Origin of the sequence: Blautia acetica, from assembly GCF_038739805.1 — a bacterium.
Taxonomy (GTDB): domain Bacteria; phylum Bacillota; class Clostridia; order Lachnospirales; family Lachnospiraceae; genus Blautia.
In genome coordinates this window covers 25,243-42,807 of record NZ_JBBEWO010000006.1, presented here as the reverse complement: position 1 = coordinate 42,807, position 17,565 = coordinate 25,243, and the positions used below count along the sequence as shown (strand labels likewise).

Here is a 17,565-nt window from a genome sequence, read left to right as displayed (position 1 = left end):
TAAATGTTTTCTTATGCTCCGACTTTTCCCATGCCCATTTCCTGTCCAATGTTCAGAATATGGTCACCAATACGTTCAAAATCTGTCAGCATTTCAGAGTAGATAATACAGCCTTCCTCTGAGCAGGTTCCTTTCTGCATACGAACCATCTGCTTCTGTCTGTAGTCCTCTGTCATATCGTCAATTTTCTGCTCAAAGTCTTCGATAGCCTGAATGTTCTTTCCGGAGTTATCCTCAATTTGTGACAGAAAATCTAAAGCTTTTCCACAAATTTCACGCATTTCATCCATTTCTTCTTTTACTTCTGCAGAGAAGGTAATTCCCTGTTTTTCAATCATCTTGGTATATTCGCAGATATTCATGGCGTGGTCGCCGATTCTCTCTACGTTTCCGCACACTTTAAAAAGCGCGCTGATGTACTGGGAATCTCCCGGATTGCTTTCATTTACCAGCACCTTGGAAATATATTTGGAAATCTCTTTGTTCAGATAATCAATATATTCCTCTCGCTCTCTGACTTCCTCTAAGAGTTCTCTCTTTCCATCTTTCACACATACAAAACTCTTTTCTACATTTTCTTTTGCCATGCCAATCATACGGTGAAGTTCGTTCTTAATACCCGTAACCGCAATAGCGGAAAGACCAATCTGAGTATCTCTTTTGGTTTCCATTGGATGAATGAACTCCATGTGCATAACGCCTTCCATTTCTTCCTGTTTCTCCGGAAGAATCTTGACAGCAAGTTTTGCCAGATAAGTTCCAAATGGAAGAAGGAGCAGTGTTGTTACAATGTTAAATAATGTATGCATATTTGCAATCTGTGCTGAAACATTTCCCGGTGTCCAGTTTTCCACCAGTGAGGTCAGCGGAGTCAGAATACATACGATGGTAAAGATAGTCGTACCGATAATGTTGAACATCAGGTGAATCACTGTAGTACGTTTTGCATTTCTGTTTGTGCCGATAGCAGCCAGAATTGCTGTAATACAAGTACCAATGTTCTGTCCGAACAGTACGAATACTGCATTTGGCAGTCCAATCAGTCCGCTGGATGCAAGGGCCTGCAGAATACCTACAGACGCAGAAGAAGACTGAATAAGAGCTGTAAATATCATACCTGCCAGAATGCCCAGTACCGGGTTGGAGAATTTCGTCATAAGAGAGACGAAAGCCTCAGACTCTCTAAGAGGCATCATTGCGCCGCTCATCATTTCCATACCAATAAACAGAATACCGAGTCCGGCTACAATCAAACCATAGTGATGTACCTTTTGTTTCTTCACAAACACAATCAAAGCCACACCTGCAAAAGCAAAAAGCGGCGCCAGCTGACCGACATCAAGGGCAATTAACTGTCCGGTAATTGTGGTACCGATATTGGCACCCATAATAATCCATACGGCCTGTTTTAAAGTCATCATGCCTGAGTTTACAAAGCCCACGACCATAACTGTGGCGGCTGATGAAGACTGAATAACGGCTGTAATTCCGGCACCTACCAAAACACCCAGAAAACGGTTTGCAGTCAGCTTTTCCAGAATCTGTTTCATCTTGTTTCCTGCTGCTGCCTCAAGTCCGTTGCTCATCATCTGCATTCCGTAAAGGAATAATGCCAGTCCTCCTAAAAGACTGAAAAAATCTGTAATCTTCACGTTTTTCCTCCCATTGCAATTCATGCAATTTTTACGTTTTATTAATCTCTTCCTTACTTTTATACCTTTTATGAGCAAATTCCGCAATATTTTATACAGAGATTTAACATATTTTACATAGATTTAACATTATGACACAACGAAAAGTACGTTTTTGCTACATTGACGCTGCTTCCTGCAATTTTTTAATCAACGCCTCCAGTTCCTCTCCATTCATTCCCATGAAACTGCGCATAGCGCGAAGAGGCGCGTTCTCCATCATTTTCATGGACATTTCCGGGGTAATCGCTTCTGCTGCTGCTGTTCCTTCTTCTCCGTCCTGAGAACCGCCCATATGTTCCATGAGGCTGCTGGCCAGTTCCTGAATCACGCTGTTGGTTTTTGGATTTTCCATCAGTTCACTGATGGTGGTGTTCATGTGTACATGCAGCGGTATTTCCTGGAAAGAAACCACTCGGACAGTTTTTCTAAGACGCACATCCTGAGAAGACGCTGCCGCCAGAATTTCATATTCTCCGGTTGCCGCATACCAGTCCTGAAGTTCCGTGCAGTACCACGCAAAACTTCTCTTATCCAGTTCCATTTCCACGGTTTTTTCTTCCTGTGGCTGCAATTCTACTTTCACAAAGTTTTTCAGTTCTTTCACCGGACGGCTGGCTGCGCCTGTCTTATCCGCTACATAAAGCTGTACAATCTCTTTTCCTGCCACATTTCCTGTATTTTTCACCTTCAGAGATACCTTCAGCGTATCCGTATCTTTGATTTCCTCTGCAGAAATCTGCATATCGCTGTATGCAAACGTTGTATAGCTTAATCCGTATCCAAAAGGATAGCGCACCGGCATTTCCTTGGTATCATAATAACGGTAGCCTACAAAGACGCCTTCCTTATATTCCACCGTCTTTCCGTCTCCCGGGAAATACAGGTAAGACGGGTTGTCTGACAGCTTATAAGGAACCGTTTCAGCCAGTTTACCGCACGGGTTAGCCTTGCCAAAGAGCAAATCTACTTCTGCCTGTCCTACGGCTTCTCCGCACAGATAAGCTTCCAGAATCCCCTGAACGTCATCCGCCCAGGGCATTTCTACCGGAGAGCCGTTATGCAGCACTACAACTACATTTTTCTGCACTTTTGTAATATCTGAAATTAAAGTATTCTGGCACTGGGGCATTCTCATATGTGTTCTGTCATATCCTTCTGACTCAAACGCATCCGGAAGACCTGCAAAAATCACGGCAACATCAGCCTCCTTCGCCGCCCGCACGGCTTCCTTATGAAGCTTTTCATCTGTTTTATCTTCCTTTATGTCATATCCCTGGGCATAAGTCACTTCTGTAACTTCCTTTACTGCGTCTAATGCACTGGTGATTTTAAAAGAGTTAATATGAGAACTTCCGCCGCCCTGGAATCTTGGCTGTTCTGCAAATTTTCCGATAAAGGCAATCTTCTTTCCTTCCGGTTTCAAAGGCAGAATTCCCTCATTTTTCAAAAGTACCATGGACTCTGCTGCGATTTTCGCTGCCAGCTTATGGTCTTCCTCACGGTCAAAGGTTCCTTCCTGGCGGTTGTCCACATAATGGAACACCACATTTAAAATTCTTTCCACAGCTGTATCCAGAACGGATTCGTCCATGGTTCCGTTTTTCACAGCCTCCACAATTTCTTTATCTGTATAGCCGCCGCTTCCCGGCATTTCCAAATCCAGCCCCGCCTTTAAACCTTTTACCCGCTCATTGACAGCGCCCCAGTCAGACATCACATAACCTTCAAATCCCCATTCGTCTCTCAAAATTTCTGTGAGAAGCCGATGGTTTTCAGAGGCAAATTCTCCGTTGATTTTGTTGTAAGAGCACATCACTGTGTCCGGCTTTGCTTCTTTAATGGCTGTCTCAAAAGCGCCCAGGTAAATTTCCCTAAAGGTACGCTCATCAATTTCTGAAGAACAGGACATCCTCCTGTGTTCCTGATTGTTTGCGGCAAAGTGCTTAATAGAAGTTCCCACATTCTTAGACTGCACACCCTTAATATGTGCAGCTGCCATCTGAGAAGCCAGATAGGGGTCTTCTGAGAAATATTCAAAATTTCTTCCGCACAGAGGGGAACGTTTGATATTGACAGCCGGGCCTAAAATCACAGACACGTCTTCTGCCTGACATTCTTCTCCCAGTCTCTCTCCCATTTCCTGCAGCAAATCCCGGTCAAAAGAGCAGGCCGTTGCGCAGGCCGTAGGAAAACATACGGCTTTAATGCTCTCATTTAATCCCAGATGGTCCGCTTCCTCTGCCTGCTTTCTCAGCCCATGAGGTCCGTCGCTCACCATGACCTCCGGAATACCCAGACGTTCTACTCCTTTCAAGTGCCAGAAATCCTTACCGGAACACATTCCGGCTTTCTCTTCCAGAGTCATTTCCTTTACAATCGCTTTTACATCACGTTTCATATTGTCTCATCGCTCCTTATGATAAACTGATATTTTATGAAATAAACTTAACACACTTCTGCAAATAAAAATATTATTTTTTTGCTATTTTTATCATATTCATGCTGATAATTCTCTGGTATACTGTACAAAAAAGGAGTGGATTTTTTATGGAAATTTTCAATACGGATTCTTTTGATTTTTTAGATAAGAAAACAAGAAAAATATTGCTGGAGAGCAGGGAATCCTTTATCCCCCATACGCCTTATTTATATGAAAAAAATATGCTGGAAGCCGTCCGTATGGGCGACGCTGATTTGGCTGAAGAACGCCTGCGCTTAATGGGAACTACAGGAAAAGCGGGAACTTTGTCCCAAAACCCTCTGCGTCAGGCGCAGATTATCATGATTTCCTTTACTACACAGGTTACCCGGGCAGCTATGGACGCCGGAGTACCCGAAAATTTGGCTTATGCCATGAGTGACAGTTATATTCAGACCTCTGAGTCCTGTACCTGCGTGGAACAGATTCAAAAACTCCAGACCAGAGCCATACGGGACTTTGCCAATGCAGTAAAGCACCGGAAACTCTCTCCTGCCTTTTCCCGTTCTGTCCGAAAAGCAATAAACTATATTCAGAGCCATGTCCAGGACAAAATCACGTTAAAAGAACTGGGGGAACTTTCCGGGCTGAGTACGGGCCGCTTTTCCCACCTGTTCCGGGAGGAGACAGGTCTAAGCCCCATGGCTTATGTCCGGCAGGAAAAAATCGACACTGCCAAAAATATGCTGCTTTACACCGATTATTCCGTCTCTGAAATCAGTACCATTTTATGCTTTTCCAGTGAAAGCCACTTTATCAAAATTTTCCGGCAGACAACAGGTTTGTCTCCCGGAAAATATCGTCACACTTCTGCCTAAGCAGCACTTTATACAATTTCGTCTAAAAACACGCCGGTAAGCGGGCGCACCACATGGGCCCACTTTTCTGCTGCCCCCGGCAGGGCATACCCCAAAAGCCAGGCCGTCAGTTCCGAAACCGTAAGTCTCATATCCGGTTCCGCCTTTTCTCCGTTTTTCCCAACGGCCGTGCCGGAAATTTTTTCAGCCGCAGAGGCGTCCTGGGTTAAAGTCCAGCGCCAGAGTCCCGCATTTTCCTGCAGAATGTCATCCTGCAGTTCCAAAAGAATCGTATCATGCCCTGCCTTCACACCCTTTTGCAGCCGGATGGACCGAACAAATTCTGCAAAATTTACAATCCGGCCCATGATACAGGGAACTGCTTCTCCTGTGTTTCTTGCATAACTTTCTTCACAGAACAGCATCCTTTCTTCCGGCTTTTCCATACCCCATCGGGCTTTGATTCCTGCCAGGGTATTTTCACTGTAAAGCAGTTCCATGCAGCCGTTTTCACTTTCCAGTTCTTTTTTCAGCCGGGCCATGTAGGCAAAATCTCTCTTTGCATACACTTCATATCTTTTCGCAAGCCATTGGTTCATGTAAGCGGCAGCTTCCTTTAATTCCCCATGCGTTGCTTCTCTGCTTTTAAAAGCAGAGAGACCTTTATCCGTAAGAACCCGGTTCTGCTTTTTATAAATATAGGTAAAATCAAAGGGCAGGTAAAGCGCTTCAAAGGCCGGCATGAGAAAGCAGAACGGCATTTTTTCTGCGTTCATATCTTTTAAAGCCCGTTCCATTAACTGCCGCATATACCCTTTTCTTCTGTGTTCTTTATCTGTGGCAACTCCCACGATATAATCACATTTTGCCGTCTGCTTTCCAAGGGCCAGGTCATAGGGATTTCGATGAAGCATGGACATCACTTTTCCCTGCTCCTCCAGGACCAGTATTTCATTATCCTTTGTTTTTTCTGTATAATAATAATCCCGGAACGCCTGAGAATCCTCCGGAAAGGCCTCTTCCCACAGTTTCCGGCTTCTCGCTTTCTCTTCTCCTTGCAGATAATGTATCATCTTCTCCGTCCTTTCCCTGTAAAGGTCAGCTTTCGTGAAAATCAATCTGTCTCACTTCATATTTTCGGGCAAAATCCAGGGGAGAATACGACATTTTTGCCTTTCTCAGCCCTTCAATCCCTAAATCGTCTTCCCGGTTAATCAACGGTACTTCCGGAAATTCATGAAGCAAAAACTGCTGATTGATAAACTGATACAGTCCCCTGATTTCCGGATTTGCCTTTTCAATATGAATCACGGCCATATCCTCAAAAGAATTGTAGCTTCCGATAGTAAACGCTTCCAGTTTATCATCCACATACACACCACCCATGCGTACCTGAAAACTGGAACAGTTTTTCAGAATATCATGGATTCCATGTACCTCATAGTCCAGATGTTCTTCCGTTTCCTCTCCTTTTGCCTCTCTCCAGCGGTCCAGAAACTTCCAAACATCATCTCTGTCCGAGCAGCAAAGGCTGCGGTACTCAAATCTGCCTTCATAATTTTTCATGAAGTAGTTCAGGTTGTTTTTCTTTTTGTGAAGCTTTTTCCCGGAAAGCGTCCGCAGTTTATCGCCCTCGTACAAATAATCTTTTAAATCCTCCTGCTCTGTCACCAGAAACCGGTCTGTGTGCTCTTCCAGCTTCAAAGCCTTGACAGCCTCTTCATCTGCCAGATGAATCAGCAGCGGTTTATGAAGCACTTCATTAAAATATGTCACCAGTTCTTCAAAGTAATGCTCCAAATCCTGCTCCTCACAGACAGGCATAGCACTGCTCACCACATTTTCGTGCTCCATCAGCCACTGTATAGCTTTGTTGTCACTGACTGCATAGCGCACCTGATAATACGTTCTCCATAAATAGCTGTCCAAAATCACACTGTCGCATGTTTTATTCGGTCTTTTACAAAAATAAGGGGTTAATTCCTCAATGGCCTCAACATCAATAGGTTTAAATTCTAAATTCATGTGTTCTCCTGTTCTTTCTTGCCTTCCAACTCGTAATAAAAAATATATTGCTGCATAATGCCCTGCATTCCCTGATACTGCTCCATAGGAAATCCTTTCACATAATTTGCATCCAGGGCCTGCCGGATATGGGTATCTACCGGAAACGCCTCCATTTGATGCAATGCAAACAGGCAGATACAATCTGCCACCTTTACTCCTACACCAAACAGCTTTAAAAGTTCTGCCTTTGCTTCCTCATACTTCATACTTCCAAGGGCTTCCAGGTTCACCTCTCCGTTTACAATGCTTCTGGCTGTCCGCACCACATATTTGCTGCGGTAGCCCAGATTACATGGTTTTAAAGCATCCTCTTCCAGCTTTGCCAATACCTCTGCTTTCGGAAATCCATAGTACACATTTCCGTGAATGTCCCTCTTCTCGTCTCCGTATTTCTCGCAGATATTCGCAATACAACGGCGTATTCTCACAATATTATTTTGTTGGGAAATCAAAAAAGAAACAATCATTTCCCATAAATCCTGTTTTAAAATTCTGATGCCGCTGCCGAACCGGGCTGCTTTCATCAAATATACATCTTCCACTGCAATTTGCGAAATACAGGAAGCATAATCTCTGTCCAAATCAAAATACGTTTTCCAAAACGAATCAAAATCTGCCTCCTGACAAAAGAAGGTGCAGTCTTCCCCCTTTTGTCCCACTTCCAGATATTTGTCTCCAGCAATAACCTTATAATTTCCATTCTCCAGCAGTTCCATACGGAAACACTGGCCGGAATTGCATATCTGCCTCATATCAAAGTTTTTTAATGTCTTTTTTATCATCTTATATGATATATTCGTCTGCTTTTGCCGCCTGCCAGCTGATTAAATCTTCCAGCGTAACCTCATCGACCACACTGTTTATGGCATCATTCAATTTTTTCCACAGGATTCTTGTCACACAATCATTTTCACGGCTGCAGCCAGCGAACTCCTGCTCTGCACACTCTACCGGGGCCAGACTTCCTTCTGTAAGTCTCAATATCATTCCCACGGTATATTCTTTCGGTGTCCGCTGCAGTACATAGCCTCCCTGAGGTCCCCGTATACTTCTCACATATCCTGCTTTGTTCAGGACGCTGATAATCTGCTCCAGATACTTCTCAGAGATTCCCTGTCTTCCTGCTGCATCCTTCAGACGTATGGGACTCCCGGAATAATTGGTTGCCAAATCCAACATCAGGCGAACTGCATATCTTCCTTTCGTTGATATTCTCATATTTCTTCCTCCATACGTCTGATTATACTCAAATTAACCTACTATTTCAATATGTTTTATAGAATTGCTTCTTATAAGTTTGCAAATGCCTCTTCCAAGTCCTCCAGAATATCTGCAATATTCTCTGTACCCACAGATAAACGAATGGTATTTGGTTTTATGCCCTGGCTTTCCAGTTCCTCCTCTGTGCATTGGCTGTGTGTTGTGGTAGCCGGATGAATGACCAGAGATTTCACATCCGCTACATTGGCCAACAGAGAAAACAGCTGCAACTGATCAATGAATTTCTGCGCAGTCGCTGCGTCTCCTTTTATTTCAAAGGTAAAAATAGAACCTCCGCCATTTGGGAAATATTTTTTATAGAGTTTTTTCTGCTCTTCCTCTTCTGTCACACTGGGATGATGTACACGCTCCACCAATGGATGGTTATTTAAAAATTCTGCCGTCTTCACTGCATTTTCCACATGACGCTCTACTCTCAGAGAAAGTGTTTCCAGCCCCTGCAGGAACAGGAAAGAATGAAACGGGGAAATGGTTGCTCCTGTATCTCTCAGCAAAATAGCCCGGATTTTTGTCACAAATGCGGCTGCTCCCACTGCTTTTGTAAAGCTGATTCCGTGATAGCTTGGATTTGGCTCTGTCAGAGACGGGAATTTCCCGGATGCCTCCCAGTCAAAGTTTCCGCTGTCTACAATCACACCGCCAATGGCCGTTCCATGTCCCCCGATAAACTTCGTTGCAGAATGTACCACAATATCTGCGCCGTAGGCAATGGGACGCACCAGATACGGAGTTGCGAAGGTATTGTCCACCACCAGAGGAATTTTATTCGCATGGGCAATTTTTGCAATTTCCTCAATGTCTACTACCTCTGAATTAGGATTTCCCAAAGTTTCGATGAAAATAGCCTTTGTATTCTCCTGAATGGCCTTTTGTATCTCTTCCTTATTAAAAATGTCTACAAAGGTAGATGAAATTCCATACTGCGGAAGTGTATGGGCCAGCAGATTATAAGTGCCTCCATAAATATTTTTTGCGGAAACGATATGGTCTCCTGCCTGTGTCAGATTCTGGAATGTATAGGAAATCGCTGCTGCGCCTGACGCTACAGCCAAAGCAGCCACACCGCCCTCTAATGCTGCGATTCTCTTTTCAAAAACATCTTCCGTGGGATTTGTCAGTCTTCCATAGATGTTTCCCGGGTCTGATAAACCGAATCTGTCTGCAGCCTGTTTGGAGTTTTCAAATACATAAGAGGATGTCTGGTAAATCGGTACTGCTCTGGCTCCTGTTGCCACGTCTGGTTTTTCCTGTCCTACATGCAGCTGCAGTGTCTCAAATCTGAATTTTCTTTCTTCTCTTGTCTTTATGCTCATATCCTTACCTCCGGTTCATATCATTATAATTCCTATCTGTTTACAAGGTTATTTTAATATGACAAGAGGCAATTGTCTAATATGAAATAACAAGAGCCAGTTATAGTTTTTTCCTATAACTGGCTTTCCTTTTCTATACTTCTACTTCTAGCTTTCTGCCTGTGTGATTGTACTGATAATAACGAACTCCCGCTGCATCCAGCATACGCTTGGACGCCTTCACTGCCGGAGAATCCGCATATTTATCACATTCATAGACAATCGTTTTAATTCCCGCCTGAATAATGGCTTTGGCACATTCATTGCAGGGAAACAGCGACACATACAGCTTGGCGCCTTCCAGGGAACCGCCCCTGTAGTTTAAAATCGCATTCAGTTCGCTGTGTGTCACATAAAAATACTTGGTATCCAGCTCATCACCTTCCCTGGCCCAGGGAAATTCATCGTCTGAACACCCCATAGGAAATCCGTTATATCCCATGGACAAAATCTTATTATCCGGACTGACAATGCAGGCTCCCACTTGTGAATGAGGGTCTTTGGAACGCATGCCGGAAAGCTTTGCCACTCCCATGAAATACTCATCCCAGGAGATATAACCGTCTCGTTTTCCTTTCATAAGCTTCACCTCTTACTTGGTTCCGAAAATACGGTCTCCTGCGTCTCCCAGACCCGGTACAATGTAGCCGTGGTCATTTAAGTGGTCATCCAGCGCACCGATGTAAATATCGACGTCCGGATGTGCTTCAGAAAGAGCTTTTACACCTTCCGGCGCTGCCAGAATACACATAAAGTGAATGTTCTTTACGCCTTTTTCCTTCAGCATGGTAATCGCTGCCACAGCGGAACCGCCGGTTGCCAGCATAGGGTCTGTGACAAAGACTTCTCTTTCCCCGCAGTCAGCCGGGAGTTTACAGTAGTATTCCACTGGTTTTAAAGTTTCCGGGTCTCTGTAAAGTCCGATATGACCTACCTTTGCAGCCGGAACCATGGTCAGCATACCTTCTACCATACCAAGACCTGCACGGAGAATGGGCACAACTGCCATTTTCTTTCCTGCCAGTTCTTTTACGGTAGTTTTCGTAATGGGCGTTTCAATTTCCACATCTGCAAGTTTTAATTCTCTGGTTGCTTCATAAGCCATGAACATGGCAACTTCGCTGACCAGTTCCCGGAATTCTTTTGAGCTTGTAGACTTTCTGCGGATAATTCCAATCTTATGCTGAATCAGCGGATGTTCCATAACTAATGTTTTTGCCATTTTTCTTCTCCCTTGTGTTTAGTATCTCGTTGGTTTTCTTTCTTATTCTTCAATCAGGTCAATTCTCTTTTGGTGTCTCTCTGCATGAGAGAATTCTGTATTTAAAAAGGTATCTACGATTTTCACCGCAAGCCCCGGGCCTACCACTCTGCCGCCCAAAGCCAGTACATTGGCATCATTATGCTCTCTGGTTGCCTCTGCACAGAAGCAGTCTGTACAAAGTGCCGCACGGATACCCTTCATTTTATTTGCTGCAATGGAAATACCGATTCCGGTGCCACAGATGAGGATTCCCTTATCGCACGCTCCGTCCTGAATGGCTTTTCCTACTTTTCTTGCATACACAGGATAATCCACTGCCTCTGTACTGTCGCACCCAAAATCCTTATAGGGCAAATGGTGCTCTTCCAGATACTTGATAATCTCCTGTTTCAGTTCGTAACCGCCGTGGTCACACCCTAATGCTATCATGTTTTTCCTCCTTAAAGATAAATAATATGATGTCCCGCTGCCTTTAACAGCCTGTTCATAATGGCCTGTCCCATACGGGGGGTATCAAAAGATTCCGAAAAAATACAGTCCGCCTTCTCTTCATCAAACGCTCTTAAAATACCGAAAAGATGCCTTGCGATTCCCTCTTCATCCTGTCTGGTGCCAATGCTTTTCACCACAGTTCCCTGATAGAATTTCCGGGTTTCATCTGTACCGATAACCCCGGTTCTCTTTCCCTGAGCCTGCAGCGCAAGACACTGCTCATTAATATACTGCACCACTTTTTCTGTGCTTCCCTGCACAATGATCAGTTCCGCGTTTGGCGCATAATGACGGTATTTCATGCCAGGCGCCTTGGGCTTCACTTTCTCGTCCGTAATCAGAAGCCCTCTGTCCATGCGAACCGGACCAATCACTTCTTCTATCATGGACTGGTTGATGTAACCGGGACGCAGAATCACCGGCACTTCCTCTGTAAAATCCACAATAGTGGATTCCAGCCCGATACCTACTTCACCGCCGTCTACAATCACCTCTATCTTCCCGGTCAAATCCTCAGCCACATGAGCCGCGCTGGTAGGGCTGGGCCGTCCGGAGGTATTGGCACTGGGGGCTGCGATAAAACCGCCGCCTGCCCGAATGAGCGCCAACGCAGTCTGGTGACTGGGCATACGCACAGCTACACTTTCCAAGCCTCCCGTAGTTTCATAAGGTACACGGTCACTCTTTTTGAAAATCATGGTCAGAGGCCCTGGCCAGAATTTTTCTGCCAGTTTTTTTGCTTTTTCCGGTACGTCCTCTGTAATCTGCGCCAGACTTTCCATATCCGCGATATGTATAATCAGCGGATTGTCGGAAGGCCTGCCCTTTGCGGCATAAATTTTCTGTGAAGAACCTGCATTCAGTCCGTCACCGCCCAGACCGTACACGGTTTCCGTGGGAAACGCAGCCAGACCGCCCTTTTTTATAACTTCTCCTACTTCCTGAAGCACTGTTTTGTCCGGGTTGTCTTTATCTACCCTGACTACTCTTGTATTCAATCCGCACCCTCTTCTTCCTTCATAAGTTTCGTTTCTCTTACGCTCTCCTATCATAACACACTTTATGCGTCCTTTTCTACCGTTTTTAGAAAATTTAAAATTCCGTCGCAAATGGCTTTTGCGCACTTTTTCTGGTACTTTTCCGTTCCCAGAAGTTCTGCTTCCCTGGGATTTGTCAGAAATCCCGTTTCTACAATGTTTAAAATTCCCTCGCTGCGTTTTAAAAGATAATAGGTCTGGTTCGCCTTCTCGGTTCTGGGCTTGCTTACCTCCAACTGTGTGTTTAACTCACCCTGAATACAGTTTGCCAGCTTAGAGCCTTGCACCGAATTGGTATAGTAAAATACCTGAGGCCCGCACACCGACGAATCCGGATAGCTGTTCTGGTGAATGCTCACCGTAAGAATCGGCTTTGTTTCTTTTATAATGGCACAGCGCTTCTGCATATCCTGCACTTTTTTATTCCGGCTGTTTTCCTCATAAAGCCCTGCGTCCGTTTTCCGGGTGAGCACGGTTTCATAGCCTTCTTTTTCCAGATATTCTGCCAGGTATCCGGCAATTTTTAAGTTGACCTCTTTCTCCTCCAGATTTCCGATTCCCACTACGCCGGGGTCAATGCCCCCGTGTCCGCTGTCAATGACTATCACGCCTTTGCTGTTTTCCGCTGTTTTATCCACCAGCACAGCCCCTTCCCTGCCCAGCATATATATGGCGCAGAGCATACACAGCGCCATGATTCTTTTCAGCCACTTTCTCCGCATAACTTCTCCGAAAAATTCCCCTTGTCTATAGAATATATGCAGACCGGGCAGGGTTCAACACAAAAAGAACACCGCCGCACAGGGCTTGTCCCACATACGGCGATGTTCTGCTCTTTTCTATTATAATCTTTTCAGCAATTCTTCTCTCTGCTCTTCGTATCCCGGTTTTCCAAGAAGTGCGAACATGTTTTTCTTGTAGCTTTCCACACCCGGCTGGTTAAATGGATTTACCCCGGTAAGGTATCCGCTGAGGCCGCATGCAAATTCAAAGAAATAAAACAGCTGTCCCAGATAGAATTCGTTCTGCTCCGGAATTTTCACCATAAGGTTTGGTGTATTTCCGTCTGTGTGCGCCAGAATGGTTCCGTTCATAGCGCTCTTATTTACAAAGTCCATACCTTTGCCTGCCAGATAGTTCAGTCCGTCCAAATCGTTTTCTGCTGCTTTAATTACAACATCTTCTTTCGGTTCTTCAATAGCCAGAACTGTCTCAAACATAATTCTGGAACCGTCCTGGATAAACTGTCCCAGAGAATGCAGGTCTGTGGTAAAGTCTACAGACGCCGGATAAATACCTTTCTGGTCCTTTCCTTCACTTTCTCCGTAAAGCTGTTTCCACCATTCTGCTACATAGTGCAGAGTCGGTTCATAATCAGCCAGAATTTCCACGGATTTTCCTTTGCTGTGAAGAATGTTGCGCACTGCTGCATACTGCAGAGCGTCGTTCTCTGCATATGGAGCCTGCAAAGCCAGTTCTCTTCCAGACGCTGCGCCTTCCATTAATTTGTCAATGGATACGCCGCTGACTGCGATTGGCAGAAGACCTACCGCTGTCAGTACAGAGAAACGTCCGCCAACATCGTCCGGCACTACGAAGGTTTCATAGCCTTCTTCTGTTGCAAGGGTTTTCAATGCACCCTTCTCTTTATCTGTAGTTGCGTAAATTCTCTTTGCTGCCTCTTCTTTGCCGTATTTTTCTTCCATCATTTCTTTGAAAACACGGAAGGCAATAGCTGGTTCTGTCGTTGTTCCGGATTTTGAAATTACATTAATGGAGAAGTCTCTGTCGCCGATTACCTCTGCCAGTCCTTTTACATAGGCACCGCTGATGTTGTTTCCTACATAATAAATTTCCGGTGTCTTACGGTTTTCTTTGCTCAGATTGTTATAAAATGGATGATTCAGAAAGTCAATGGCCGCTCTTGCTCCCAGATAGGAACCGCCGATACCGATTACCAGAAGTACGTCGGAATCCTTCTGAATTTTGTCCGCTGCTTTTTTTATTCTGTCAAACTCTTCCTTATCATAATTTACAGGAAGGTCAATCCACCCCAGAAAATCGTTTCCAAGTCCTGTTCTGGATACCAGCACTTCTTTGGCTGTCTCCACCATTTTTTCCATTGCTGCTACTTCTTCAGCGCCCACAACGTTTGCTGCCTTTGAATAGTCAAATGTAACTTTATTTCCCATTTTCTCTTCTCCTTTGACTCTTAGATTTCTTCTTTAGTTTAGCAGGTTCATAGTGGTTTATCAAGTTAGAAATTCTTTTACCACATCTTTTACAATCTCCTCTTCCTCTTTACTGAGCAGATGGCTGTAACGGCTGTCTGTGGCTGCGGCCTCCATGATTCCCTGTTCTATCTGCCGGGCCGCTTTTTCTTTCTTCTCTCCTGTCTGGTTTTCCTTTTTTCTGCTGCCCCGGTTTTCCCTGCTTCCGGAAGTTCTGGCATTTTCCATAGAGATAATTTTTGCAGTCCCGCTTCGGCAGTTTTCCACATAATCCAGAAGATTGGTTTCCAGTTCCTCCTCCTGATAGCCCGTACCAATCAAAAGTCTGCAAAGAAGCAGGACGATTCCCATGCCGATTCCCGTAAAGACCGCCACACTCATCAATGGCAGTTCCCTTCCCAGAACCAAAAACTGGTCCGCTTTGCCGCCCTGCTGCCGCAAAAGCAGAATCTCCACTCCCATCAATAAAAAAGAGAGGATAAAAGTTCCCCAGGAAATGCCCTTTATCTGGCGCATATTCCATAGTGCTATCTTTCGTCCTCTCATTCGTTTCGTTACATAAACAGAAGGGTTATGTATCTCTATATTGTCTTTTGCCAGCTTCTGATACTCCTGTACAAAGCCGCTTAACCATTTATCTTTTGTCTCCGACGGATTTTTCAAATCTCCCAATACTCTTTTGTTACTGTTGTAAACCGCCAGCATACTTACGAAACTTGCCAGTCCCATAAGGCAGGCACCAAAATAGAAAATCAGGTGCTCCATAGTTCCTCCTCTTTCTCAGCAGGTTTTTCCTGCTTTTTCTGACATGGGACGTTGCTTTAAGCCGCAATCGAAAAGCTTCCCATTGCATCCTTAACGCCATATCCCCCTTGTCTATGAAACTATTATATAGCACCCTCTCCTGTTTGAAAACAAAAATCGGTCGACAAATCCATAGTGTCTGCGACATCTCTCCTGTTTTTTACAGTTCTTTCATCATATTTTCCACCAGGTTTACTGTGTGGCGGATGGCTTCTTTTTCAAAAGCCGGATAATCCATATGCGCGCTGTCGTCTGCCTTATCCGAAATCGCGCGGATAACCAGATATGGAATTTTGTTTAAATAAGCGGCCTGCCCAATGGCTGCTCCTTCCATTTCTGTACAGAAGCCCTCTGTATTCTGAATAATGTTTTCTTTTGTCTCACGGTCAGCCACAAACTGGTCCCCGCTTGCCACTCTTCCTTCAAACACCTGAATCTCCGGGTTCACTCTGCGGCATACTTCTGCAGCCAGTTTCCGAAGTCCTTCATCTGCCTGGAAAGCCAGGGTATCCATACGCGGAACCTGACCGATGGCATAGCCAAATTCTCTTGCGTCTACATCATGCTGCATGGTATCTGTGGATAATACAATATCCCCGATGTTAATTTCTGCTTTCAGAGAACCTGCAATACCTGTGTTAATAACTGCTTCCACTTCAAATTTATCTGCCAGAATCTGTGTGCAGATACCCGCATTGACTTTTCCGATTCCGGAACGAACTACTACAACCTCATGTCCGCTTAACTTTCCGCTGAAAAACTCCATGCCTGCTCTTTCCAATACGGAAACTTCTGTCATCTTGTCTTTTAAAATCGCCACTTCTTCTTCCATGGCTCCGATAATTCCAATTTTGTTCATGTCTTTTACCTCATCTTCTGGATTTCATAATGTCCTTATTGTACACTGTTTTTCTTTTTTTGGCTACACTTTCCTTTACCTTTCAAAACAGCCATGCTATAATGCTTTTGGAAACTTTTGAAAGAAAACAAAGGAGGACATCAGCATGGCTGTATACAAAACAAAAGGCGTATGTTCACGCTCTATTGAATTTGAAATAGAAAACGATACGGTAAAATCCGTAAAATTTAACGGTGGCTGCAATGGCAACACCCAGGGAATCGCAAGCCTTGTAAAAGGCATGAAAGTAGACGATGTCATCACCAGATTAAAAGGAACAGACTGTAACGGCAGAGGCACTTCATGTCCGGATCAGCTGGCCAGAGCGCTGGAAGAAGCAATGGCACAGTAATAGCTGCCGCAGAATGATACCGCCCGGTACATTCTGCGGTATCTTTTTGCCTAATTTCCCCATGGAACCTCTTCTGCCCGAACTTCACCGGTGTACATATTCACATAATAGCGAAGCCCGAAATCCGTAACCGTTCCTTCCGAGGTACTGTAAATTTTGTACTGAATAAACATATGGCTCTGTCCGTCGTCAGAAACCCTGTCATACACCACGGTTACCTCATAAGGAACGTCTGCGGTTCCCTGGTACGTCTCGATTCCTTCCTCCATCGTGGCATAAAAATTCCCTTTTGCATTGTACTGCATTGTGCAGGAGGGATAATACATGGAAAGCACCTCCTCATATAATTTCCCATAGGCATCTTCCACCTTTTCATAAGGCACCGCCTGCTTCGGCTCTTCTTTCGGTTTCTCTTCTTCCTGTGTGAAACTCCTGCCCTCTCCGGCCAAGAGCACCGCATTGGAAATCTCTGTCCGAAGATTCTGCAGCTCTGCTTTTCCGGGAATGGTAAATCCCAAAGCCGTCACGGCCGCAATGCCGTAAAAAAGCAGCAGCGTAAAACCGCCTGCAATACTTTTATCCGGATACCGTACCTTATACCGAATCAGATTGCTGATACCCAGACACCCTATATAAATCCCTGCCAGACACAGCAAAAGATAGCCAAAAGCGGAAGCCATTTGCCTGCACGGATACCCCCTGCTTTTGCAAAGGAAAAGAACCGTGACTCCCGCTGCTGCCAACACACCATATAAGATGAGAAAAACCTTCGTCCATTCCCGTTTTTTCATGTCTCTTTCTCTCCTTTATTCCATTA

General features: G+C 44.7%; 18 protein-coding genes. 2 read left to right on the top strand and 16 right to left on the bottom strand.

Translation table 11 applies throughout. The annotated features are described in order from the left end of the window. Positions 1 to 11: 11 nt before the first annotated feature. Both WBS51_RS05785 and WBS51_RS05780 read right to left on the bottom strand, forming a co-directional pair. Entirely contained in the window at positions 12 to 1,652 is a 1,641-nt protein-coding gene (locus WBS51_RS05785) for a Na/Pi cotransporter family protein (protein ID WP_342694053.1), read from the bottom strand. A 157-nt stretch (positions 1,653 to 1,809) separates the two neighbouring features. Further along, a complete protein-coding gene (locus WBS51_RS05780; RefSeq protein ID WP_294459452.1) occupies positions 1,810 to 4,092 on the bottom strand; it encodes a glycoside hydrolase family 3 C-terminal domain-containing protein in 2,283 nt (760 codons plus the stop codon). 149 nt (positions 4,093 to 4,241) lie between these two features. Here WBS51_RS05780 and WBS51_RS05775 point away from each other — a divergent pair, with 149 nt between their 5' ends. Next, on the top strand, positions 4,242 to 4,991 hold the full coding sequence (locus WBS51_RS05775) for a helix-turn-helix domain-containing protein (RefSeq protein WP_173749008.1): 750 nt from the start codon (positions 4,242 to 4,244) through the stop codon (positions 4,989 to 4,991). Positions 4,992 to 4,999: 8 nt separating this feature from the next. Here WBS51_RS05775 and WBS51_RS05770 read toward each other — a convergent pair whose 3' ends face one another. From WBS51_RS05770 to WBS51_RS05710, 13 genes are all read right to left on the bottom strand, one after another. Beyond that, positions 5,000 to 6,043 carry a GNAT family N-acetyltransferase gene (locus WBS51_RS05770; RefSeq protein WP_173749007.1) on the bottom strand — a complete coding sequence of 348 codons (1,044 nt, stop codon included), beginning with the start codon at positions 6,041 to 6,043 and terminating at the stop codon, positions 5,000 to 5,002. 25 nt (positions 6,044 to 6,068) lie between these two features. Further along, positions 6,069 to 6,995 (bottom strand): DUF2156 domain-containing protein, encoded by a 927-nt coding sequence (locus WBS51_RS05765; protein WP_173749006.1) that lies wholly within the window; start codon positions 6,993 to 6,995, stop codon positions 6,069 to 6,071. Further along, positions 6,992 to 7,819 carry a DNA-3-methyladenine glycosylase family protein gene (locus WBS51_RS05760; RefSeq protein WP_226853553.1) on the bottom strand — a complete coding sequence of 276 codons (828 nt, stop codon included), beginning with the start codon at positions 7,817 to 7,819 and terminating at the stop codon, positions 6,992 to 6,994. The genes WBS51_RS05765 and WBS51_RS05760 overlap by 4 nt, the downstream gene beginning before the upstream one ends. A 1-nt stretch (position 7,820) precedes the next feature. Continuing rightward, complete coding sequence (locus WBS51_RS05755; RefSeq protein WP_173749005.1) at positions 7,821 to 8,255, bottom strand: RrF2 family transcriptional regulator; 435 nt, start codon at positions 8,253 to 8,255, stop codon at positions 7,821 to 7,823. 71 nt (positions 8,256 to 8,326) lie between these two features. After that, entirely contained in the window at positions 8,327 to 9,631 is a 1,305-nt protein-coding gene (locus WBS51_RS05750) for an O-acetylhomoserine aminocarboxypropyltransferase/cysteine synthase family protein (RefSeq protein WP_173749004.1), read from the bottom strand. A 133-nt stretch (positions 9,632 to 9,764) separates the two neighbouring features. Then, positions 9,765 to 10,250 carry a deoxycytidylate deaminase gene (locus WBS51_RS05745; RefSeq protein ID WP_173749003.1) on the bottom strand — a complete coding sequence of 162 codons (486 nt, stop codon included), beginning with the start codon at positions 10,248 to 10,250 and terminating at the stop codon, positions 9,765 to 9,767. Positions 10,251 to 10,262: 12 nt separating this feature from the next. Beyond that, positions 10,263 to 10,892, bottom strand: a complete 630-nt coding sequence (gene upp, locus WBS51_RS05740) for a uracil phosphoribosyltransferase (protein ID WP_173749002.1) — start codon at positions 10,890 to 10,892, stop codon at positions 10,263 to 10,265. Positions 10,893 to 10,934: 42 nt separating this feature from the next. Then, positions 10,935 to 11,363, bottom strand: coding sequence for a ribose 5-phosphate isomerase B (rpiB, locus tag WBS51_RS05735; RefSeq protein WP_173749001.1), 429 nt, complete (start codon positions 11,361 to 11,363; stop codon positions 10,935 to 10,937). An 11-nt stretch (positions 11,364 to 11,374) separates the two neighbouring features. Next, complete coding sequence (locus tag WBS51_RS05730; RefSeq protein WP_291682365.1) at positions 11,375 to 12,424, bottom strand: L-threonylcarbamoyladenylate synthase; 1,050 nt, start codon at positions 12,422 to 12,424, stop codon at positions 11,375 to 11,377. A 62-nt stretch (positions 12,425 to 12,486) separates the two neighbouring features. Then, the gene (locus tag WBS51_RS05725) at positions 12,487 to 13,185 is read right to left on the bottom strand and encodes an N-acetylmuramoyl-L-alanine amidase (protein WP_173748999.1); all 699 of its coding nucleotides are present in this window, start codon (positions 13,183 to 13,185) and stop codon (positions 12,487 to 12,489) included. A gap of 120 nt (positions 13,186 to 13,305) precedes the next feature. Continuing rightward, complete coding sequence (locus WBS51_RS05720) at positions 13,306 to 14,655, bottom strand: glucose-6-phosphate isomerase (protein WP_294459461.1); 1,350 nt, start codon at positions 14,653 to 14,655, stop codon at positions 13,306 to 13,308. 60 nt (positions 14,656 to 14,715) lie between these two features. Continuing rightward, positions 14,716 to 15,459: a hypothetical protein gene (locus WBS51_RS05715; RefSeq protein ID WP_173748997.1), complete on the bottom strand. Its 744-nt coding sequence runs from the start codon at positions 15,457 to 15,459 to the stop codon at positions 14,716 to 14,718. 199 nt (positions 15,460 to 15,658) lie between these two features. Continuing rightward, complete coding sequence (locus tag WBS51_RS05710) at positions 15,659 to 16,357, bottom strand: 5'-methylthioadenosine/adenosylhomocysteine nucleosidase (protein WP_173748996.1); 699 nt, start codon at positions 16,355 to 16,357, stop codon at positions 15,659 to 15,661. Between the two features lie 145 nt (positions 16,358 to 16,502). Here WBS51_RS05710 and WBS51_RS05705 point away from each other — a divergent pair, with 145 nt between their 5' ends. Further along, positions 16,503 to 16,748: a TIGR03905 family TSCPD domain-containing protein gene (locus WBS51_RS05705; RefSeq protein ID WP_173748995.1), complete on the top strand. Its 246-nt coding sequence runs from the start codon at positions 16,503 to 16,505 to the stop codon at positions 16,746 to 16,748. Positions 16,749 to 16,798: 50 nt separating this feature from the next. Here the strand turns inward: WBS51_RS05705 and WBS51_RS05700 are convergent, their stop codons facing one another. Next, positions 16,799 to 17,539 (bottom strand): hypothetical protein, encoded by a 741-nt coding sequence (locus WBS51_RS05700; RefSeq protein WP_291682359.1) that lies wholly within the window; start codon positions 17,537 to 17,539, stop codon positions 16,799 to 16,801. Between the last annotated feature and the right edge of the window lie 26 nt (positions 17,540 to 17,565).